The organism is Microtetraspora fusca, from assembly GCF_001570365.1.
Lineage (GTDB): Bacteria > Actinomycetota > Actinomycetes > Streptosporangiales > Streptosporangiaceae > Microtetraspora > Microtetraspora fusca.
Genome location: NZ_BBYK01000061.1, coordinates 53,242 through 75,662 on the forward strand (window position 1 = coordinate 53,242; position 22,421 = coordinate 75,662).

The 22,421-nt window shown below is 70.3% G+C and carries 9 protein-coding genes and 2 pseudogenes; 3 read left to right on the forward strand and 8 right to left on the reverse strand.

All coding sequences use genetic code 11. The features are described 5' to 3' along the window. Positions 1–214: 214 nt before the first annotated feature. From AWQ68_RS28695 to AWQ68_RS28705, 3 genes are all read right to left on the reverse strand, one after another. The gene (locus AWQ68_RS28695; protein WP_084464501.1) at positions 215–5,518 is read right to left on the reverse strand and encodes a DNA repair ATPase; all 5,304 of its coding nucleotides are present in this window, start codon (positions 5,516–5,518) and stop codon (positions 215–217) included. Between the two features lie 72 nt (positions 5,519–5,590). Next, positions 5,591–7,726 carry a flotillin family protein gene (locus AWQ68_RS28700; protein WP_066945953.1) on the reverse strand — a complete coding sequence of 712 codons (2,136 nt, stop codon included), beginning with the start codon at positions 7,724–7,726 and terminating at the stop codon, positions 5,591–5,593. A 14-nt stretch (positions 7,727–7,740) separates the two neighbouring features. After that, entirely contained in the window at positions 7,741–8,301 is a 561-nt protein-coding gene (locus tag AWQ68_RS28705) for a hypothetical protein (RefSeq protein ID WP_066945956.1), read from the reverse strand. A gap of 1,448 nt (positions 8,302–9,749) precedes the next feature. On the opposite strand from AWQ68_RS28705, the pseudogene AWQ68_RS46255 reads away from it, so the two are divergent. Continuing rightward, positions 9,750–10,385, forward strand: a pseudogene (locus tag AWQ68_RS46255) (DUF222 domain-containing protein); the annotation flags it as partial. Between the two features lie 885 nt (positions 10,386–11,270). Next, positions 11,271–11,720 (forward strand): HNH endonuclease signature motif containing protein, encoded by a 450-nt coding sequence (locus tag AWQ68_RS45305; RefSeq protein WP_245656172.1) that lies wholly within the window; start codon positions 11,271–11,273, stop codon positions 11,718–11,720. Between the two features lie 339 nt (positions 11,721–12,059). Here AWQ68_RS45305 and AWQ68_RS28725 read toward each other — a convergent pair whose 3' ends face one another. Next, a complete protein-coding gene (locus tag AWQ68_RS28725) occupies positions 12,060–12,950 on the reverse strand; it encodes a serine/threonine-protein kinase (RefSeq protein ID WP_066945967.1) in 891 nt (296 codons plus the stop codon). Positions 12,951–12,988: 38 nt separating this feature from the next. After that, complete coding sequence (locus tag AWQ68_RS45310) at positions 12,989–15,373, reverse strand: N-6 DNA methylase (RefSeq protein ID WP_066945970.1); 2,385 nt, start codon at positions 15,371–15,373, stop codon at positions 12,989–12,991. Positions 15,374–15,430: 57 nt separating this feature from the next. Between AWQ68_RS45310 and AWQ68_RS28735 the strand changes: the two genes are divergently transcribed. Beyond that, positions 15,431–16,162 (forward strand): PP2C family protein-serine/threonine phosphatase, encoded by a 732-nt coding sequence (locus tag AWQ68_RS28735; RefSeq protein ID WP_066945973.1) that lies wholly within the window; start codon positions 15,431–15,433, stop codon positions 16,160–16,162. Positions 16,163–16,496: 334 nt separating this feature from the next. Here AWQ68_RS28735 and AWQ68_RS28740 read toward each other — a convergent pair whose 3' ends face one another. The 3 genes and pseudogenes from AWQ68_RS28740 to AWQ68_RS28750 all read right to left on the reverse strand — a co-directional run bounded on the left by AWQ68_RS28740 (position 16,497) and on the right by AWQ68_RS28750 (position 22,339). Beyond that, the gene (locus AWQ68_RS28740; protein WP_066945976.1) at positions 16,497–17,165 is read right to left on the reverse strand and encodes a response regulator; all 669 of its coding nucleotides are present in this window, start codon (positions 17,163–17,165) and stop codon (positions 16,497–16,499) included. Between the two features lie 533 nt (positions 17,166–17,698). Continuing rightward, a pseudogene (locus tag AWQ68_RS28745) lies at positions 17,699–20,224 on the reverse strand (DUF4118 domain-containing protein); the annotation flags it as partial. 243 nt (positions 20,225–20,467) lie between these two features. Next, positions 20,468–22,339, reverse strand: a complete 1,872-nt coding sequence (locus AWQ68_RS28750) for an APC family permease (protein WP_066945979.1) — start codon at positions 22,337–22,339, stop codon at positions 20,468–20,470. Between the last annotated feature and the right edge of the window lie 82 nt (positions 22,340–22,421).

The following is a 22,421-nucleotide window of genomic DNA, read 5'->3' on the forward strand; positions in this document are numbered from 1 at the left end:
ACTACACAGGAGCAAGCACAGGGGCAATCGGCGAGACTCACCACGGACATGACGCACGGCCGCTACCCACAGGCCGTCACGACCGCGCTGTCATGTCACATACGCGGTCACCGGCCAGGGGACGAGGCGGTCACGCCAACGGCGGCCAGGCCGGGCCGATCCTCAGGCGGGCGGGGCGCCATGAACAAGCCGCTCGCGAGGCGGCCGGGGTGGCTCACCTCTCTTGGGGGGCGGTCGTGCGGTCGATCGCCCGCTCGACGCCGCCCACGCGGTCGGCGAGGAGGCCGATGGCGCCGACAGCCCGGACCATCGGGTCGTCCTCGTCGCCGCCGAGCGCACGGGCGCGGAGATATCCGGCCTTGACCTCGGCCCAGCGCCGTCGCTGCTCGTCGCTCATCCTGCCGCGCAGCTCGGCCAGCTTGAGCAGGTTGGCCTCGGCCTCGGACGTCAGCGTCTGCGCCTCACCCGCGTAATGGTCGTCGATCAGCGCCTCGACCTCGGCGTCGTTCATCACGGGGACGATCCGCTCCGCGAGCTTGTTCATGTTCCGGTACGACCCCTGGAGCCGGAAGGGCGGTTCGGTCCGCGAGGCGTCCGCCTGCGCCGCCGACGCGATGTACGCCTGGTTGACGGCGAGCACCACTCGCTGGATCCGGGTCAGCTTGCTCAGGACCGCCGTGATCTGGTCGAGGTCGACCTTCTGGTACGGATGGGCGAGCTGGTCGGCCCGCACGTCCGCGTCGCCGCGGGCCAGCCGTACGAGAAGCTCGACGTCCGCGGGGTCGCGGGTGGACAGCGGCGCGAGGACGGGGTTGGAGGTGAGCGCGTTCTCGATGTAGCTCAGCGCGAACTGATCCTCCTTGCCCGAGAGCACGTCGCCGAGGTTCCACACGTCGGCCCGGTTGGCCAGCATGTCCGGGACGCGGAACAGCTGCCCCGACTCCGTATACGGGTTGCCGGCCATGCAGACGGCGAAGCGCTTGCCGCGCAGGTCGTACGTCCGGGTGCCGCCGTTCCAGACGCCCTCCATCCGGCGCTGGGCGTCGCAGAGCGAGATGAACTTCTGCAGCAGCTCCGGCGAGGTGTGCTGGATGTCGTCGAGGTAGAGCAGCGCGTTGTTCCCGGACTCCAGCGCGAACGACACCTTCTCGATCTCCTGCCGGGCGGTGGCGTTCGGCGCGTCCGCCGGGTCGAGCGAGGTGACGGCGTGCCCCAAGGCCGGGCCGTTGATCTTGACGAACATCAGCCCGAGCCGGCTCGCGACATACTCCATCAGCGTGGTCTTGCCGTACCCGGGCGGCGAGATGAGCAGCAGCAGGCCCATCTGGTCGGTGCGCCGTTCCTCCCCCGCCGCGCCGAGCTGCTTGGCCAGGTTGTCGCCGACCAGCGGCAGATAGACCTGGTCGAGGAGCCGGTTGCGCACGAACGCGCTCATCACCTTGGGCCGGTACTCGTCCAGCCGCAGCCGGGCCCGCTCCCGATCGAGCAGTTCGCCGCGCCGCTTCTGGTACGCCCGGTAGGCGGGCACCCGTTCGGTCCGGAACCGCCGGGTCCGCGCCAGGACCTCGTCGAGGCGCAGCGTCAGGGTCTGTCCGTTCAGCCGGGGGTGCGCCCCGAGCAGCCCCTCCACGGTGACCGTGAGCGACACCGACGGCTCGCGTCGCGGCAGATCGCAGAGCAGGACGGCGACGGCCTCGGCGAGATCCCCGGCGCGTACGTCCGCCGCGGTGCACGTCCAGCCGCCTTCGCGCCGTACGGTTCCCGGCCGGAGAGGCGGCGCGAGGTCGGGGGACGTGCCGAGGAACGCGGTCAGCCACGCCGTGACGAGCTGGTGCCTGGCGGCCAGGTCGTCGCCGAGGGCCCGGAGCTCGGCGTCGAACTGCGAGGCCGCCGCGCCGAGCGTCTCGCGGAACCGCTCGACCAGCCGCCGGGCGAGCGTGCCGGTCGTGAAGAGCGGCCCCACACCGCTCCGGTCTCCGGCGTCGCGTGCGCTCTCAACCCCGCCCCCGGCATCGCGCGCGTGCTCACCCCGGCCCCCGGTGCCGCTCTCGCGGCCGGGACCGCCCGTGGCGGCATCCTCCGACTCATCGTCCCCTGTCCCCGGCGCGTCCGCTCCCGAGGCGGCGAGCTCGTCGAACAGGTAGTCCCCGGCCGGCTCGGCGTCGTCCAGGCGCAGACCCCGGTCGCGCAGGAAGGCGGCGACCGCCGACGCGAGTTCCGCGCGCAGCTCCCCGATCGCACCGCCGACCCCGTCATCACGTACGGCGACATCGCCGTCGGCCGGCGTGCCGGCCGTTTGCGCACCGTGTCTGAACAGGGAACGCGCCCTGGCCAGCGACCTGGCCCTGGTGGTCCACGCCTCGCGCTGGGCCTCACCCGCGCCGAAGGTCCAGAAGAGCTGGGCGGCGGCCCGGGCGGACGGCGAGAAGCGCAGCAGCCCGGCGCGCGCGTACACCGGGAGCAGCGCGCCGAGGATCGCGGCGGCGTCGTGGTCGTGGACGCCGCGCTCGTACCCTTCGTCGTACCGCGTCTCGGCCAGGCGGCGGACGAGGTCCGGCAGCCCGCCTCCGGCGAGGGCGGCGTGCAACTCGTCGAGCGTCAGACCGCCGCCGGAGGCCGACTCGGCCAGGTCGAGGATCGACGCGGCCAGGTGCTCGGCGCGGTACACCTCGGGCGACTCGGAGACGAGCACCTGGTCCCAGAACGCCCTGGTGCTGTGGAACGCCTCGTCGTCCACCGGCGACCGGTAGTCGGTACCCGTGATCGCGAACGCCATCCGCCCGTCCATCGGGACCATGGTGAGGTCGATGGGCTGGGTGTTGACCGAGAACAGATGGCGGCCGAGCCGGATCGTCTCGCCGCCGTCGGCGTACAGGTCGAGCCGGTCGCGCAGCGCCCGCCCCGCGTCCAGGCGGGCCGCCTTGACCCGCCCGTCGAGCTCGTCGGCGCGTACCTGGTCTCCGAGGGAGCGCAGCTCGTCGGCGACCGCGCGGAGCTTGGCCACCATCGGGTCGGAGGCGAAGTACGTGTTCACCTCGTCGATCGAGCCGAGGCTCCCCGCGCGCCTGCGGACGCTCTCCAGAATGCGGCCGGCGGAGGCGACCAGCCGTTCCGCGCGGCGGGCTCGTGCGTCCAGCAACGTCTGCCGCCGCGAGGAGAACGCCTCGTAGACGTCCCCACGCCTGGCCTCCAGCTTGGCCACGAAGTCGTCGAAATCCCCGAACCGGGACTCCAGGTCCTCCAGCCGGAGCAGCAGCCTCCCCATCTGCTCGTCGCAGCTCTCCGGTGTGTCGGCGAGCGCGAGCGCGGCGCTGACGGCCTGGCCGAGGAGGGCGAACTCGGCGGCGAACTCGGCTCTCTGCTCGCCCGCGAGCAGCTCGCGGCGTCGCGCGGCGAGCGTCGCCCGCGCCTGGTTGATCCCCGCGAGCACCTCGGCGACGCGTTCGAGGATGCCGGTGCGTACGGTCGCGTCCGCGATGTCCAGCCCGCCCACGACCTCGGTCAGGACCTCAAGCCCCTCGGTCTGCGCGGCCAGGCGCTCGGCCACGGGACCCGACTCCGCCACGGTCCCGATCGCCTGCGCCTCGGCGGTGAGCCGGTCCACCTCCGCGTGATATCCGGTGAACGCGTCCGCGCCTTGGAGGAACTCGACCGCCCTCCGAGCGGCCTCCGCGATCTCGGCGTCGAACCCGCCCGCCAGCGCGTCCAGCCGCTCGACGTCGACGTAGCGGACCTCCCGCAGGGTCGCGAGCCGGCCCTGGGCGCGGCGCAGCTCGGCCAGCCGCGCCACCCATTCGCCCGCCGACGTCGGCGCCTCTCCACGCACCTGACGTACGAGAAGGGCGATCTGCTCGGCGGCCTCGTCCAGGGCGGCCGTGGCCTGCGCGGTGAGCGACTCGACCCGCTCGAACTCGTCGAGCACCTGCTCGGCGGTCGCCCGCACCGCTCCGACGGCGGAGCGCAGGTCGTGCTCGTCCAGCCAGTGGTACTGGTCGGCGATCCGGACGCACGCCGCGATGAGCCCCTCGAACACCGGAACGGACGGCTCCATCGCGTCGGCCAACCGCACGACGGAGAGGCAGTCGGAGATCCCGCGCACCAGGTCGGCGTTGCCGATCCGCTCCAGCGGCCCCGTGCCCACCGGCCGGGCCGCGTCGAACACGTCCGAGACGTACGGCGTCTGCCAGATCTGCATCAGGTGGACCCGGGTCGGCTCCGCGCGTACGGTCCGGCCCTGCTCGCCCGCGACCGGCGCGGGCATCCGGAAGTACACGAGCGTGCCGTCCTCGAAGAGCGAGTACCCGTTACACGTGATCGGGTTGCTCACCTCCTTGCGGATCACGTTGTACGGCAGGAGCAGCGACCGCCCCTCCGCCCGCGCGTGGAACACGTACAGCACGTCCTCGCCGTTGGGCGAACGGATGACGCGCTCGAACTCCAGCTCGGCGACGTCGAGATCGAAGGTCTTCACGACGCCGGTGGTGAGGTGGTATCCGCCGGGGAAGATGATCCCCTGGTCCTCGGGGAGCCGCTGGCAGGCCTGCCCGATGCCGTCGAGGCGTTCGACCTTCCTGGTCCTGGTGTTGAACACCAGGTGGCGCCACTCCTTCTCGTTGTACGGCCGCACCCGCAGCAGGATCAGCGGCCCGACCCTGGCGTAGTGGATGTCGGCGTCGGCGAGACTCTGCAGCGGCTCCACGACCGGTTCCCGGTAGATGCCCTCACCGGTCTCCGTGTTGTTCTCGATCTTGATCGTGAGGTCGCCGCCGACGGTCTCGACGAACACCTCGTCCTCGATCGAGATGTGCGGGTGGCGGCCGAGGACGTGGTCGTCCCGAGTGGTCTCGATCCACTCGAAGTCGTGCGACGGCGGGAAGACGTGGTCGCGTTCGCCCCGATTGTCCATATAGCTGACCGTGCCGTCGGTCCCGACGCTCCACCGCAGGACCCGGATGTCCTGCGGCCCGGTCTGGAACACGGCCAGCAGCCGCCCCTCCAGCCGCCGGAGCTGCAACAGCCTGGTCTCGCTGTAGTAGCGGTACAGCTCGGCGAAGTCCCGTTCGAACCCCGGGTCGTCGAACAGCCCCGGCACCTCGTCGAACCGGAACGCGTCCCCGTCCCGGGTGAACCGGTGGAACGAGAAGACGTCGCGGACGGTGGTCCCCGACTTCAGCCCGATGAACACGTTGTAGCCGAACAGCATGACCTCGCCGAGCGAGACGACGTCGCGGGGCACGCAGTTGTTCTCGGTGCGGACGCGAGCGGTGCCGAGCAGGCGGAAATCCGCTCCGCCGAAGACCTGCAGGCGCCGTGCGTTCAGCTCCTCGGTCCGGCGCAGCAGCTCCTTCGCCTGCGCGGCCAGCCTGTCCCGCAGCACCTCGTACGTGCTGGAGTCCAGCTCGACGGGTGCGGCCGACGGCCCGGTCCCGGCTTCCGCCGGTGCGCCGCCTGCGTTCACGGTTGTGTTCGTCGGTGTGTTCGTCGGTGTGTTCGTCGTTGTGTTCGTCGGCGTACTCATGGGCGTGCTCATCGTGTGCTCATCGGCCCTGTCGTGGGCGCGTCACGTGGTCCTCGGTGCCGTGTCGCACGATCAGTGCTTCACCGAGTTGGCCGGCGCCGAGTCGGCCTCCACGGCCGCGACGACCTCCGCCGTACCCGCCGCTGTGGCGACCGCCGAGAGCGGCCGCTCGGCGATGCCGAGGCTACGGGCGGTGCTCAGCAGGTCCTGGAGCTTGCCCGCGTCCGGACCGCCCGCGTCGATCAGCTTCAGCAGCGCGGCCGACAGCGTGAGGTTCCGTACGTCGGCGGTGTCCACCGAGCCGACGAGGCGCAGCAGGTCCGCGGGCAGGCTCGCCGTCCCGTCCAGGTACGGCCCGGCCAGCGCCCGCGTCACGGCGGAGTTCTCGACGAAGCCGTCCACGCTCCTGCCGAACGTGATGGAGTTCATCAGCCGATCGAAGAAGACGGTGTCGCCGCCCACGATGTCGATGTCGGCCTTCTCCAGACCCGCGGCGAGCACGGTCGCCTGGGCGTCCGCGATCTCCCGCTGGACGTCGATGTCCTTGAGGCGGATCTCCTTCTCGGCCTCCAGCCGCAACCGGTACTCCTCGTGGCTCCGGCTCGCCTCGTCGAGCGCCGCCATGGCCACGGCCTTCTCCTTGAGGCCCTCCGCCTCCGCCTTCAGCTTCTCGCCCACGGCGGCGGCAGCGGCGAGGGCCTTCGCCTGCTCGCCCTCGGCCTCCGCCTTGAGCCTCTCGCCGACGGCGAGCGCCGCGGCCAGGCCCTTCTCCCGCTCCACGGCGGCCTCCGCGCGCCCGACCTTCTCGATCGCCTCGGCGTCCCGTTCGCGTACCTGCACCTCGGCGAGCCCGGCGGCCGCCGCCTCGGCCCGCAGCCCTTCCGCGAGGCGGATCTTGGCCTGGCTGTCGAGCTCGGCCGCCTGCTGCCGCGCCTCGGCCAGCACGAGTTCCTCGCGCGCCTTGAACGCGGCGGCCTGCTCCGCGGCCTCGGCCGCCTTGATGTCCTTGACCAGGTTCTCCTGTGCCTCGGCCTCCGCCTGGATCACCAGCGCCTGACGGACCCGCTCGGCCTCCTCCACGACGCGCAGGCGCTTGATGCTCTCCTCCTGCTCGGCGACCGTCTTCTCCACGGCGATCCGCTCGCGGGTCACCTCGGCGATGGCACGCCGTTCGACTTCGAGCTCCTTGTCCTTGGCGATGCGCGACAGCTCGGTCTCCCGCTCGCGGGAGATCACCTCCAGCAGGCGATCCTTCTCGATCCGCTCGCTCTCGATGGCGATGACCCGCTCGCGGTTCTTCTCCGCGACCTGGATCTCCCGCTCGCGGTTCTGGCGCTGGATGCCGAGCTGCTCCTCCGTACGGATGTTGGCCGTCTCGGACTTGAGCAGTTCCTCCGCCTGCACCCGGGCCGTCTCGGCCTCTTCCCGCGCCCGTACGGTGTCGATCTCGCGCCGCTGCTTGGCCTCGGCGTCGGCCTGCCGCCGCTCCAGTTCGAGGATGGCCTCCCGTGCGTCGACGTTCTGGCGGGTGATCTCCTTCTCCTCGTTGCGCTGGTACTCGTTGGTGCGCACGTGCTCGATCGCCGTCAGCTCGGTGATCTTCCGGATGCCCTGCGCGTCGAGGATGTTCGCCGGGTCGAGCTGGGCGAGCGGGGTCTGCTCCAGGAAGTCGATCGCGGCGTCCTCCAGGCTGTAGCCGTTCAGGTCGGTTCCGATCACCCTGATGATCTGGTCCCGGAATTCGTCGCGCTTGGTATAGAGATCGACGAAATCGAGCTGCTTTCCGACCGTCTTGAGCGCCTCGGAGAACTTGGCGTTGAACAACTCCTGCAGAGTCGCCTCATCGCTCGCGCGTACCGTGCCGATCGCCTGCGCGACCTTGATCACGTCTTCGACCGTCTTGTTGACCCGTACGAAGAACGTGATCCGGATGTCGGCCCGGATATTGTCGCGACAGATCAGCCCTTCATGTCCGGTACGCGTGATCTCAATCGTCTTCACGGAGATGTCCATCACCTCCGCCTTGTGGAGAACGGGAAGCACGACGGCGCCCGTGAAGGTGACGTCGACCCGCCGCATCTTGGAGACGATCAGCGCCATACCCTGTTCGACCTTGCGATAGAGACGGCTCACGACGACGACCGCGCTGATGACGACGAGGAGGAGAACGGCGAGAAGCACACCCGTCCCGGTGCTGATCACATCCATCGGAGATACCCCTGCTATTGAAGGTCGTAGGGCATGACCCAGAAGAACTCGCCCTCCGGGTCGTAATCGAAGATCAGAGCGGAGCTGCCGGCACGTAGATCGTCGTCTCCGGCCTGGCGCACCTGAACAAGGGCCGAGGAGCCGTCATCGGCCGTGACCTCGGCCTGGCCGAAGTCGTGCCCGACCCGTCCCGTACGGATGACGCACATACGGCCGACGAAGTCGACCCGGGACGGCGAAGCAACCGCGGGGAACAGGGCGCGGCTCGCCCGCGCGACCAGGCGGGCGCAGAGCCATCCGGCCAGCAGCGCGACCACGAGCACCGCCCACCGAGCGGGATGCCCCTCGACCAGCACCACGCCGACCAGGCTGACGAACCAGGCGACCACGACCAGGAGCGACAGCGCCACGGCTCCCGGCACTCCCCGCAGGCCGAGACCGGCGAGGAAATCATCGGGGAGATCCATCCCGAGTCCGCCGAGCAGCACGAGCGCCCAATAGACGATGACGACCATCAGCATGAAGCTGAACAGCACCGCCGGGAACTCCAGCACCGCATCGACGAACCCCGCCATTGACTCCCACCGTTATCCCGGCCCCCAGAGACAACCGCAATTATGGCGTAAAGTCGCAATAAAAGTCAGCATGAATTCAACACGAATAATGGGCACTTTTGGAGAGTTCGCGTCGTTGATACATAGGGTCCGCGCCCGAAGTACCCGCGCCCGAAGTACCCGCGCCCATAGGTCCGCCCACAGTGCCCCCCAGCGTCCACGCTCACAGGCCGCCCCCACAGTGCCCCCAAGGTCCATGTCTACAGGCTCCGCTCCCGAAGGGCCTGCGCCGATAAGGTCCGGCGCCCCGCGCCTCCTCGCCCTCCTTCACCCCGAGCTCGTCAGCGAGCCTCGCTGCCCCACGTCACCCCCACACCCTCCACGCGCCCTTCTGCGGCCCCCTGCCTTCAACCCCCGCCCTGACCGTTCTGCGCCTGACCCCTCCGGCTGCCTCTTCGCCTGGCCCCGGCCCCTTTAACTCCTCACTTTCCAGCCGAGCCCTCAGCTCGCCGCCTCTCCCCCACCTCCTCGCCCCGGCGAGGAGGTGTCTGTCGCCGTCCGCGCCCCCCGCCGGGCCGTGCGGGCGGAATGGCCGGCGTCTGCGCCGCAGGACCGCGGCGTGCGGCCTCTCCTCTTCCTGCACACGCGGCCGTCGGCCCCCCGAGCGCCCGCCACCGGAAGACTTCTGCGAGATGGGCGACAAAAACTACAGGGATCCCGAATCCTCAGATTTCCGGCATTACGGTCACGCCAAAACAGTCCAGAGCGGCGCCGATTCATCGGAGCCCTCCAATGGGTCCACGCCGGCCGGCGAAGCCGACTGCAAACAAATAGCAGAGCAAAAGAGACAAATAGCCCGATATCATGATCGAACCCCTGTGGATAACTCGCCACCTTCTTGACTCAAGATGCAATAATTCGTGCAAGAGTTCGGATAGCCAGTCGAGGGGGTGAACGTGAACCGAACATTCGGGTCATTCGAGTTCTCGACCGAAAAGCCGTCACACCGCACACCTGAGGGGCCGTGTGACGACCAGTGGTGGGCCCACGTGGCCACACTGAGTGCCGCTCACGCCGCCCGCGCCACACACGCCACACGCGGCACCTCGGCGCTCGCTCTCGATGACGCCCTCGACAACCTCTCCGCTCGCGTCCCCGGCGGCGCCGTCCCTGGTGTCTCCGGCATCGCCAACGGCTTCCCTGAGGCACCCGCCAGTGCCACGGATGGCGCAGCCAGAACGACACTGCGCGCAGCCGACGACGTCGGCATTCCAGGCGGCGTCAGCCACTGCGAGGACTCGGATGAGGACACGGCCTGCACAGCTGATTCCCGAGACGATCTCCGTAGCCATGCCCGCAGCGCCGCCGAACGCGGCATCCCGACCGATGGTGATACGACAGCGGGGCACCGGGCGTCATGGCCGTTCGTGACCTCGATCCGGGAGTCCGCCTCCGCGCTCGCGACGATGATGCCCCCGGAGTCGGCGGCGGTGTGCCTCGCCGAGGCCCAGGACCTTCTCTTCGCGCGCGACCGGCTGACCTCCGCCATCGCAGCGCGCGTACGGCGAGTGCATGCGGCGGGCGAGGCCAAGGCGTTCGGCCACGCCTCGACCAAGACATGGCTGCGAGGCGCGGCGGGCATGACGACCGCCGGCGCCGGGCGGCTCGTTGGGCTGGCCGCGGAGCTCGACAGGCTGCCGACGGTACGTGATCGGTTCGCCCAGGGGAGCCTCTCTGAGGGGCAGGTCACCGCGATCTGCGCCGCCACAGGCCGCTTGACCGACGCACAGGCGGCACTGGCCGAGCCGATCTTGGTCACGCTGGCTGACCAGGCGACGCCCGCCGAAGTGGCACGGGCCGGTCGCTATCTGCACGAGGTGCTCAACCCCGACAGTGCGGAAGATGAGGCGGATGCCGACTATCAGCAGCGGTTTCTGCTGGTACGGGAGAGCTCGTCCGGCGGACTGGAGGGTGAGTTCCGCCTTCCGCGAGAGGCAGGCGCCCGGCTGCGGGCACTGCTGGACGTCTATGCCAAGCCCAAGGCCGAGGGCGACGACCGGCCGCTACGGGTGCGCAACGCGGACGCTCTGATCGCCATCCTGGAGCAGCAGGTCACCACCGAACTCCTCGTGCTGGTGAACACCGCGTCCCTGCCCGACGACCCCCAGCGAACGGAGGGGGACGACGGCCCCCAACCAACCGAGGAGTGCGACGCCCCTCAGCCGCCTGAGGAGTGCGACGGCCTCCAACGAACGGGGTGCCCCCAGCCAACCGAGGAGTCCGACGCTCCCCAGCCAACCGACGAATACGAAACCCCCAACGAACCGCGCGCCCCCAGCCAACCGAGAAATGCGACCACCCCCAGCCAACCGAGGGCTACGACGGCCCTCAGCCCCCCAAGGAGTGCGGCGGTTCCCAGCCAGCGGAGGGAGTCGGTGCCCCCCCCTGCCGATCACGGCCCTGCCACCACGTCTTTTGCTGCTGCTACTACCGCCGCCTCCCTCACCACTATTTCGCCCACGGCCGCTTCTCCCACCACCGGTTCCTCCGCGCCCGCTCCCCCTGCCACCGCTCCCCCAGCAACCACTTCGCCTGCCGCTTTCTCACCAAGCACTGCAGGGCCCACGACCGACAGCGCCGACCATTCCGACCGTGGCGACCATGGCGATTCACCGTCAGGAGTTGCCGCATCCGGCGGTCTGCAATCCATCGCAGCAGGCTCCGGCCATCGTCCAACCAAGGATTCGGCGATCCCGTCACCGCCCCAGACACCACCGGGCACGGCATCCCCGGGTACGGCATCCCGAGGTACAGCATCAGCGGGTACAGCATCAGCGGGTACAGCATCAGCGGCGTACGCACAGTCGAGAAAGCCCGCCCCGACACCGCTCGGGAAGGAGCACCGGAACGATCCTTCCGGAGGCGAAGGATTCCTTAATGGATCTCCACCGCACGGATCTCAGAGCGATCACTCCCGGTCATGGGAGCGAATGTCAGGATGGGCACTGCCCGCTGGGCTGATGTCCGGCCGCAGACTGCCCGGGCTGCTGCTGGCCACCGGACAGTTTCTACCCGTCTCGGACATCCACCGCCTGGCCCGCACCTCCAGCGTGGCCCGTCTCGTCATGGACGCCGACAGCGAGATCTTGGACATGGGCCGCAAGGTCCGGCGGGCCACCGCTGCGCAACGCCGTACCATCCTCGCCCGGTACACGTCGTGCATGGTGGACGGCTGCCCACTGCCCGCCCATCTCTGCCAGATCGACCACATCGACAACTGGAGCGACGGCGGCGCCACCGACCTGGACAGGCTCGGCCCCACCTGCCAGTTCCACAACCGTGACCGCTATCGACGCCCGGAGCGCTATCGGTTGTACCGGGCCGGAAAGGATCGCTGGGCGTTCGCCTACCTCGGCCCGCGTCCGACCCGTCGCACCTGATCTCGCCCTCGCCCCTCACCCCTCGCTCCTGCCACATGATTCCGCCCAACCAATCAAAGCGTCCCAATCGGGGGAACCGACGCCAACCTGGCCTGGGTCCAAGAACACGGTCCACCATGTCGGCACATACGGCCGGGGCCTGGGTCACGGACGCGGCCGTCCATACGCACGGACATACCGCCGGGGCGTCGGGTCAGAGAACACGACCGACCATACGCACGTACGTACAACCGACACCTGGGTCAAAGCACACAGCCAACCACACGCTTGTAAATACGGGCGAGACCTGCGCCAGAGGACACTGCCGACCGCAGGCGCGGACATACGGCAGGGCCTGGGTCAGGAGACGCGGCCGACCATGCGCGCGTACATCCGGCCGGGGCTGGGCATCGAGGGCGGGTGCAGGAAGCCCGGCAGCATGGGCAGGTCGACAGCGAAGGGCTGCAGTCGCTCGTAGAGGGTGGCGGCGTCGGCGGGGCGATTCTCCGGCTGCTTCTCCAGCAGCTCGGCGATCAGCCGGTCGAGCTCGACCGGGACGTCGGGCACCGACGGCGGGCGTTCCTTCACCTGCTTGTCGAACACGGCGTACTCGGTCGGCCCCGTGAACAGCGGCTTGCCGGTCAGCATCTCGTGCAGGACACAGCCGAGAGCGTAAAGATCGCTCTTCGGGCCGGCGACGCCGCGCTGGATCTGCTCGGGCGACATGTACGCGGGGGTGCCGAGGATCTGCCCGACCCGGGTGAACTGGGCGCCGTCCGACTCGCGCAGCATCGCCAGGCCGAAATCGAGGACCTTGACGCTGCCGTCGGGGCAGAGCATCAGGTTCGTCGGCTTGAGATCACGGTGGCAGATGGACAGCGCGTGCGCCGCGGTCAGCACCGCGCACGCCTGCGCGGCGATCGCGGCGGCCCACGGGACCGGGAGCGGGCCGTACTCGCTGACCAGGTCGGCGACCGTGACGCCCTCGATGAACTGCATCACCTGGAAGAGGCGCTGATCGTACGTGCCGAAGTCGTAGAGGACGGGCGCGCCCGGATGCTCCAGGCGGGCGAGGATGCGCGCCTCTCGGATGAACCGGCGCTCCAGCTCCTCGTCATGACCTCCCGGGAAGCGGAGGAACTTCACCGCCACCTTGCGGTCGAGACGCCTGTCGTGGCCGCCGTAGACAGCCCCCATGCCGCCCTGGCCGAGGGGAAGGTCGTCCAGCTCATACCGGTCACCGATGACCATCCGCCCCTCCCGTCGAACTTTCGGGAAAAGCTACACCTTCACGCACGCGGTCGTAGACGGCCGTCAACCAGCCCCTCCAACCCCAGCTGAATCAGTGCCTCGCCCGCCTCTGCCACGTCCCTGATCGCGTCTTCCAGTTCGGCGAGCCGCCGGAAGGCCGCGCCGTACGCCCGCTGCTCGGCGAGCGAGAGCCGCGGGACGCGAGCCCGGCGGACGTCGACGCGGCTGGCTCCCGGATGAGCCCGGGCGGCCGCGTACCGCAGGAAACCGGCGAGGAAGTCCGCGTCGAGCCGGGACCGATCCACCCGATAAAGCGAGAGCTGCGGGCCGAGAACGGCGCCCGGCTGGTCGATCACGCGTGCGGTCGTGGTGGAGGCCACCACGTCTCCGGCCGCCACCGTGACAAGGCCGGGCTCGTTGCCGGTACGACCGGACGGCGCTCCGCCCCGGGCGAGGTCGTCGGCCATCAATACGCTGAGATCCCCCATTTCGGCGGTTTTCAGCACCGAATGCCGCACCGACACCATCCCGGCCTTGGCCAGATCGGTGATGGCGGTCGTAGGGAGGACGGATCGCCCGGACAGCACTTCCAGGTCAGGTAGCGCCCCCGCCACCTCGGCCAGCACCTCGGCGAGGTCGCGGAGTCTGCGCCCGGCGCCGGGATAACGCTGCGCGTCACCGCGCAAGGAAACATGCCGAGCCGGACTGACGTCCACCTCGTCGTCGAGCAGCTCGATGATCCGTACGGTCCGGGCGGAGCGCGGCAACTCGCCTACCGACGCCACCGCCTCGGCCTGCCTCGCCTGGCCGTCCATCGTGGAAGGATCCCCCGCGTCGATGCCGCCGTGGGTCCGGCCTTCGCCGATCCAACCGGCGGACCGACCTCTCCCGGCACCCGCCGCCTCGAAAGCGTCCGCGCCACCGTAGGCCTGACCTTCGGCCCCGGAACCGGCCAGCCACTGCCCCCGGGCGTCCGCCGTATCGGAAGAACGGACCGCGCCGCCGGACGTCTGGCCTTCGGCCCCAGGACTGGCCGACCGCTGCCCCGCGGCATCCGCCGCACCGGATGAACCCACCGCGCCGCCGGACATCTGGCCTTCGGCCACCGCACCGGCGGACAGGCCGCTCCGGGCAGCTTCCGGCGTGGAAGGACCGGCCGCGTCCGTGTCGGCGCTACGTTCGCGGGCCGTGAGACTCGTGCCGTCGTAACCCGCGTCGGCCAGGTAGGTCCGCCAGGCCGACTCGACGATCGAGAGGTCGTCGGAGGCGTCGGCGAGCAGGATCGACGCCGGGGAGGGCGCCCCCGCCTCCGGCCGCCGCAGCAGCCAGAGATCCGGCCCGGCGGCGGACAGGCCGATGACCGCGCGCAGGGCTCCGGCACGGAGCAGGTTCGCGCGGATCCGACGGCCGGAACGCCGGGCGGCGGCCGCGGCGGGCATCAGGATCGCCACCAGGCCGCCCGGACGCACGTGGGCCAGGCAGTGCTGGACCCAGGCCAGCTCCGGCTCGCCGCGCGGGGGCACGCCGTAGTCCCAGCGCGGATCGCCGATCAGCTCCTCGTGACCCCACGCCCGCTCGTTGAAGGGCGGGTCGCACAGCACCACGTCCGCCCGCTCGCCCTCGAATCCGTCGTGCCGCAACGAGTCGCCCGCCACGATGCGCGCGTTCGCGTCGCGCAGGAGGAGCCGCAGCGAGGCGAGCAGAGCGGAGGTCTCGTTGATCTCCTGGCCGAGCATGCGGACCGGCGGAGCACCAGGTGGCGCGCCGTCGAGGACGGCGGTGTCCGAAACGGCGAGCAGCAGCGTTCCCACACCGACCGCGGGGTCGAGGATCGTGCCTCCTTCGGGGCACGCCTGGCGCGCGAGCCGCCCCATGAGCGACGCCACCTCGCCCCGCGTGACCGCGAGCCGCCTGGTGTGCGCCTCGACATAGCGCTCGCAGACGAACTCGAACGCGGTGGCGGGTCCGTGCAGCGCCGACAGGTCGGCGATCCACCGGATGAGCTGCGCGTCCTCCAGCCCGGTGCCCGGCCGGACCGGGAGGTCGGCCGTGGCCGCCGCGACCTCACGCGGCAGCCGTTCGACCAGGTCGGGAGCGGCGGCGAGCCGGCGCCAGCCGTCGGGATCCCGGTGCACGTAAAGAAGGAACGCCCCCGCGAAACCGCTCAGCTCGCCCAGCCGGAGGTCGTCCACGGCGGCCCTGAGCCCCTGCCAGACACGGTCGCCCAGCGACACTTCGAAGGACTTGCCGTTCCTGCGCAGCCACTCCTCGATCTCGGGCAGCGAGAACAGCGGGCTGGACGCGGTGCCGCCCACCGGCTGCGGAAAGTCCTCATACCGACGGCGCCAGTTGCTCACCGCGGCCCTCCCGACGTCGGCTAGGCGGGCGATGTCGCCCGCGTTCACTGTGGCGTCGTGGCTCATGACGGCCAGCTTAGCTGGAGCTTGTGAAGTCATTCAACCAGTGCTTTACTCAAAAGCATGACGCACAACCGACTTCGCTACGCCGCGGGAACCGACGTCGGACGTTCCCGGAAGAAGAACGAGGACTCGTTCCACGCCGGCGAGCGACTGCTCGCCATCGCCGACGGGATGGGGGGTCACGGTCACGGAGAGGTGGCCAGCGCGGCGGCGATCTCCGCCCTCGCCCGCCTGGAGGAAGGGCCCTTCCCTGAGGACGCCGTCGCCGCCCTTGACGAGGCGGTGCAGGAGGCCAGCCGCAGATTGCGAGATCTGGCGGTCCGCGATCCGGCCCTTGAGCGGATGGGCACCACCATCACCGCGATGCTCTGGGACGGCTCCCGCTTCGCGCTCGCGCACGTGGGCGACTCGCGGGCGTACATGCTGCGTGATGGCGCTCTGTACCAGATCACCCGTGATCACACGCTTGTCCAGTCTCTGGTGGACGACGGCCGGATGAGCCCCGATCAGGCGGCCAAGCATCCCAACCGGTCCCTCCTGTTGCGTGCGGTGGAGACGAGCGGCCTGGCCGACCCCGACCTCTCGCTCCGCGGGGCGCACCCCGGCGATCGCTACCTGCTCTGCTCCGACGGGCTGACCGCCGTGCTCGAGCCCGAGGCCCTGCATCGCGTGCTCACCACGATCGCCGATCGTGAGGAGGCCGTGCGTCACTTCATCGAGCTGGCCAACGAGGGGGGCGGCCCCGACAACATCAGCGTCATCGTCGCCGACGTCGAAGCGGTTCCCGCCTGACTCGTACGGCCCGGCCGGGCGAGGCAGGAGATCCGCCGAGGACGACGTGAGGCGAGATCCGGCCCGAGTCCGGCCGGCCGTCACAGTCGCGGGTGGAGCGGCCTGACCGCTCTCCGTCCTCGCCCTGGGCGCACGCACAAGCGTCACGATCTCATACGTCGGCTCCGCCTCCGCCTTCGGACACGGACGAAGTCGCCCACCGGCCCTGCCTCTGGCCTCCGGTCGCGAACGGACTCCCGCCGGCTCCGCCCACCATGAGGGACGGCCTCACACCGGCTCTGCCGCTGACCTGACGGGCTCCCGCCGACCCCGCACCGGTCACCGGTCACCGCGGTCAGGGGCGGAAGCGATAGCCCATGCCGGGCTCGGTGATGAGGTGCACGGGGTGGGCGGGATCCCGCTCCAGCTTGCGGCGGAGCTGCGCCATGTACTGTCGGAGGTAGTGCGTCGCCGTCACGTACGTGGCCCCCCACACCTCGGTGAGCATGTGGCGCTGGCTGACCAGCTTCTCGGGGTTGCGCAGCAGGAGCTCCAGCAGGTGCCACTCCGTCGGTGTGAGCCGTACGCCGCCCGAGATCGTCTTGTCGGTCAGGTTGATCGTGTGGTCGCCGATCCGCACCACCGGGGTCTCGGCCTGCTGCACCGCCGCCCGGCGCGTGGCGGCGCGGACTCGGGCGAGCAACTCGTCGAGGCCGAACGGTTTGGTGACGTAGTCGTCGGCTCCCGCGTCGAGGGCGCTGACCGCGTCGGCGCTGCCGACCCGGCCGGTGAGCACGATGATCGGCACCTGGCTCCACCCGCGCAGGCCGTGGATCACGTCGATGCCCTCGATGTCCGGCAGGCCCAGGTCGAGTACGACAAGGTCGGGATGCCAGTCGGCGGCCTGGCGGAGCGCGGAGCCACCGTCCGCGGCGACCGCCACCTCGTAGTGCCGGGCGGCGAAGTTGATGCGCAGCGCGCGGAGGATCTGCGGCTCGTCGTCCACGATGAGGATCTTGGTCATCGGCGCTCCGTCGCGGGCGCGTCACCGGACGAGAAGGAGGCGCCGCCGTCGGGCCCCGGAGAGCCGTCCGCCCCCTGAGGCCGGGGCCCTCGAACACCGGGCCCGCGGGCGCTGTCACGCTCTTGAGCGCTGCCGACGGCTTCGGCACCGGCAGCCTCTTGATCTCGGTCAGGACCGGGAGGACGGCCGGAAACGGGAGGGTCGTCGAAGCTCGCAGCGCGGTCGGGCGCTTCGACATCGGACCGCTCGGCACCCGAGGGAACGGGAGTGCCGTCAGCAGTGGCGGCGGGATCAAGCTCGGACCCCGCAGCGCCGTCGAGGACCGCACGGGGGTCGTACCCAGGCTCAGCAGCGCCGTCAGAAACCGAAGCGCCGTCAGAAACCGAAGCGCCCTCGGAAACCGAACTGCCTTCAGGAACCCACGTGGGCTCGGGAGCCGCGATGCCGTCAGGAACCAAAGTGCCATCGGGAGCGGGAGCGACGTAGCCGGGGACAGGTTCGTGCTCGGAGGCGTACTCGGCGGCCGTGGTCCAGGCCATGGGCAGCGTGACGGTCATGGTGAGCCCTCCTCCGGGCGTCTCCTCGGGCACAAGCGTGCCGCCCATGGCCTCGGTCAGCCCGCGTGAGAGGGCCAGCCCGAGCCCGACACCCGTGTGGTTGTCCCGGTCGCCGAGGCGCTGGAAGGGCAGGAAGACGCGGTCGTGCGCCTCCGGGGGGATGCCGGGGCCGCGATCGATGACTCTGATCTCCACGAGGCTACCGTGCCTGCTGGCGTTGATCAGCACCTTCTCCTCCGGCGGGCTGTAGCGCGCGGCGTTGGCGATCAGGTTGGCCAGTACGCGTTCCAGCAGGGCGGGGTCGGCCGTGATCTCGGGAAGCTCCACCGAGATGTCCGCTTCGACGCGATCCCAGAGCGGTCCGAGATCGTCGATCGCCCGGGGCACGATGTCCTCCAGGGCGGTCGGCCGCAGCGCGATGCCGAGCGCCCCCGCCTGGAGGCGGCTCATGTCGAGCAGGTTCGCCACCAGCCGGTCCAGCTTGAGCAGGGACTCGTCGGCGGTGGCCAGCAACTCGGCGCGGTCCTCGTCCGTCCAGTCGATCTCGGTGTTGCGCAGGCTCTCGACCGCGGCCTTGGCCGAGGCGAGCGGGGTGCGCAGGTCGTGGCTGACGGCGGCGAGCAGGGCGGTGCGCATCTTGTCCGCCTCGGCGAGTGGCCGGGCCTGCTCGGCCTCCTCCTCCAGCCGCTCCTGCCGCAGCGCGATGGCGGCCTCCGCCGCGAACGCCTCCAGGACCCTGCGGTCGGACGCGTCCAGCAGCCGGCCGCGCGCGGCGAGTACCAGGTCCTCATCGATGACCACGTCGGTGTCGGCCGTGCCGGGGCAGGCGCACGGCGGGCCTCCGGTGGTGGCGACGATGCCCCAGGCGTCCGGGTCCGACTGGTCCCCCGCGGCCGGCTGCCGGCCGCCGCGGCGTTCGAGGAGGGTGACCGAGGCCAGTCCGAACGTCTCCCTGAGCCGGCCGAGCAGGGACGGCAGGGCCGCCTCTCCCCGCAGCACGTGCCCGGCGAGCGTCGAGAGCACCTCGGCGTCCGCGCTCGCTCTGGCCGCCTCTCTCGTACGGCGGGCCGCGACGTCCACGACGGCGCTGACCATGACCGCGACCAGCACATAGATCGCCAGCGCGAGCAGGTTCTCCGGACTGGAGATCGTCCAGGTGTAGATGGGTGGCGTGAAATACCAGTTGAGCAGGGCGAACCCGACCACGGCCGCGGTGATCGCCGGCCACATGCCGCCGACGAGTGCCACCACGACCACCATGAGCAGGAAGAGCAGGATCTCGCTGGGGAGGGTCAGCTCCGCGCGGAACGGCACCAGCAGGGCGCTCAGCCCGGGGATGCCGAGCCCGGCGAGGACCCAGCCCGCCACCCGCCGCCTGCGGGTGAGCGCGGCCCGCGACGGCGCGCCCCTGGTCCTGCCCTTGCTGATCTCCTCGTGCGTCACCATGTGGACGTCGATGGAGCCGGACATCGCGGTGGTGGTGACGCCGACGCCGCGGGAGAACAGCTGCGCCATCCGTCCGCGCCGGGACGCGCCGAGCACGAGCTGGGTGGCGTTGACGCCACGTGCGAAGTCGAGCAGCGCGCGCGGGATGTCGTCGCCGACCACCTGGTGGTAGGTGCCGCCGACGCTCTCGACCAGCGCCCGCTGCCTGGCCAGGCTCGCCGGGTCCTGCCCGGCCAGCCCGTCGGCCCTCGTGACGTGTACGGCGAGCAGGTCGGCGCCCTTGCTCCTGGCGGCGATGCGGGTGGCCCGGCGCACCAGGGTGTCGCCCTCGGGACCGCCGGTCAGCGCGACGACGACGCGCTCGCGGGCCTCCCATGTCCCGGCGATGCCGTGCTCGGCGCGGTAGCGGTCGAGTTGCTCGTCGACCTTTCCGGCGACCCAGAGCAGGGCCAGCTCCCGCAGCGCGGTCAGGTTGCCCACCCGGAAGTAGTTCGACAGCGCGGCGTCGACCTTCTCCGGCGGATAGACGTTGCCGTGCGCCATCCTGCGGCGCAGCGCCTCGGGCGACATGTCGACCAGCTCGATCTGGTCGGCCCGCCGTACGACCTCGTCGGGGACGGTCTCGCGCTGGGGGACGCCGGTGATCTCCTGGACCACGTCGTTGAGTGACTCCAGGTGCTGGATGTTGACGGTGGAGACGACGTCGATCCCCGCGTCGAGGATCTCGTCGATGTCCTGCCAGCGCTTGGCGGTGCGCGAGCCGGGCACGTTGGTGTGGGCGAGTTCGTCGACCAGGACCACGCGGGGACGGCGGGCGATGACGGCGTCCACGTCGAGTTCGGTGAGGGTCATCCCCCGGTAGACGATGGCCTTCCTGGGGATGATCTCCATGCCGTCGAGCAGTTCGGCCGTGCGGGCGCGGCCGTGCGTCTCGACGAGCCCGACGACCACGTCCCGGCCCCGCTCCTGCGCCCTGCGGCCCTCCCCGAGCATCGCGAAGGTCTTGCCGACCCCGGGAGCGGCGCCGAGGTAGATCCGGAGCCGCCCACGCGCCATGTGCCTCATCTCCCCACGCCGTTCAGAACCAGGTTAGGTCGCGGCAGGTCACCGCCTGGTTCGCCCTGTGCGGCGGCGGACGCGGCCGGTCGCGGGCAGCGCCGCACGGTCCCCACCCCCACCGACTGCCCCTACCAGGAAATCGCGATATTTGCGACATTTCTGCGATCTTGATGCTTTATATACGTCTTTCGACGGAAAGTTGATGACTTTCCTACGGCCATCGGACCGTGAAACGGCCGATCAACCGACGTGGACGTGGGGGCGGCGCGCCGGATCCGGTTCGGCTTCGCGCAGCACCTCGCGGGTCATCCCGGGAATGTCACCGCCGCCGAAGATCAGATAGCGCAGCATCGCGAGCACCGGGTTCCCCTCACCCCAGTGGAAGTAGATGTTCGGCACCTCGCCGGTGCGGTCGCGGATGTACAGCAGGAGCGCGGCCAGGGCGTTCGGCACCGTCGCGCTCTCGACACGGAGGACCCGGTGGCCGTAGCGCACGTCTCCCCTGACCCGCAGCTCGCTGCGGAACTCCGACGCGTCCTGCACGGTGACCTCGACGAACATGACGGGCTCCGAACTGCGCAGCCGGTGCGTGTACCAATGCTCGCGGAGCATGGCGTTGTACTCCGCCTGGTCGCGGCGGCGCGGGTCGTTCGCGATCAGATGGATCTCACCGGTCGACTCGGAGACGAACTCCTGGGCGAGCGTGTCGAGACGTACGTCGGACACCCGCAGCTCGGTGGAACGGGTGGCCCGCGAGATCAGGGACATCACGATGATCGCCGCGATGAACAGCGACGCGATCTTCACGCCCTCCGGGCGCGAGCGGATGTTGTCCGCCAGCGTGTAGGCGAGGACCAGTGTGATCAGCCCGAAGACCCGGGTGCGGCCGCGCCGTCCGGTCCGGTGGGCGTGCACGGTGACGGCGACGCCGGCGGACAGGAACAGCACCAGCACGCCGGTGGCGTACGCGCCTCCCTGGGCGTCCACGTTGGCGTCGAAGACGAGCGTGATGGCGAACGAGACGACCGTGAAGACGAGGACGAGCGGGCGCACGGCGCGGGTCCAGTCGGGCGCCATGCCGTACCTGGGCAGGTAGCGCGGCACGAGGTTGATCAGGCCGGCCAGCGCGGAGGCGCCGGCGAACCACAGGATGCCGATGGTGCTGATGTCGTACAGCGTGCCGAAGCCGTTGCCGAGGTAGGCGTGCGCCAGGTAGGCCAGGGCCCGCCCGTTGGCCTTGCCGTCCGGCTGGAACTCCTTCTCCGGGATCAGGATGATCGTGGCGAAGCTGCTGCAGATCAGGAACGCGCTCATGATCAGCGCGGCAGTGGTCAGCAGCCGCTTGGCGTCGCGGATGCGTACCGGCAGGTTGCCCTTGATGAGCGGCATCACCGCGACGCCCGTCTCGAATCCGGACAGACCGAGCGCCAGCCGGGGCATCACCAGCAGCGACACGCCGAGCAGGCCCAGCGGACTGGCGTGCTGCACGGTGAGCATCCGCTCCCAGTCCACGATCAGGTTGGGATGCGCCAGGATGTACTGGATCGTCCGGACGACCACGACGGCGTTCAGGACCAGGTAGACGCCGACCACCAGTACGGCGACGCCGATGGCCTCGGTGAAGCCCATCAGGAACACGGCCGAGAGCAGGGCCAGCAGGAAGAGCGTGACCGCGACCTGCTGTCCGGAGAACGCACGCGGGACGAAGGGGTTCTCCAGGATGTGCGCGGACGCGTCGGCCGCCGACAGCGTGATCGTGATGACGAAGTCGGTGGCCGCGAACCCCAGCAGGACCAGCACGACGAGCTTGCCCCACCAGCGCGGCGCGAGCCCTTCCAGCATCGCGATGGAGCCCTGGCCGTACGGGCTCTCGACGGCCACCCGGCGGTAGACGGGCAGCGCGCCGAGCAGCGTCAGCAGCACGAGCAGGATGGTGGCCACCGGGGAGACGCTCCCGGCCGCCAGCGCGGCGATGCCCGGTTGGTAACCGAGGCTGGAGAAGTAGTCCACCCCGGTGAGGCACATGACGCGCCACCAGGAGTACTGCTTCTCCGGGGACTGCGAGCCGTGCGGCCCCAGGGCCCGCAGATCCTCCTGCTGGAGGCCCTCCATCAGCCATGCGTGGAGCGGCCCCCTATGCGCCGCCCCACGCTGTGCCGAACCGGCCAACCGGTCACCCCCGCAGCACCGCCGA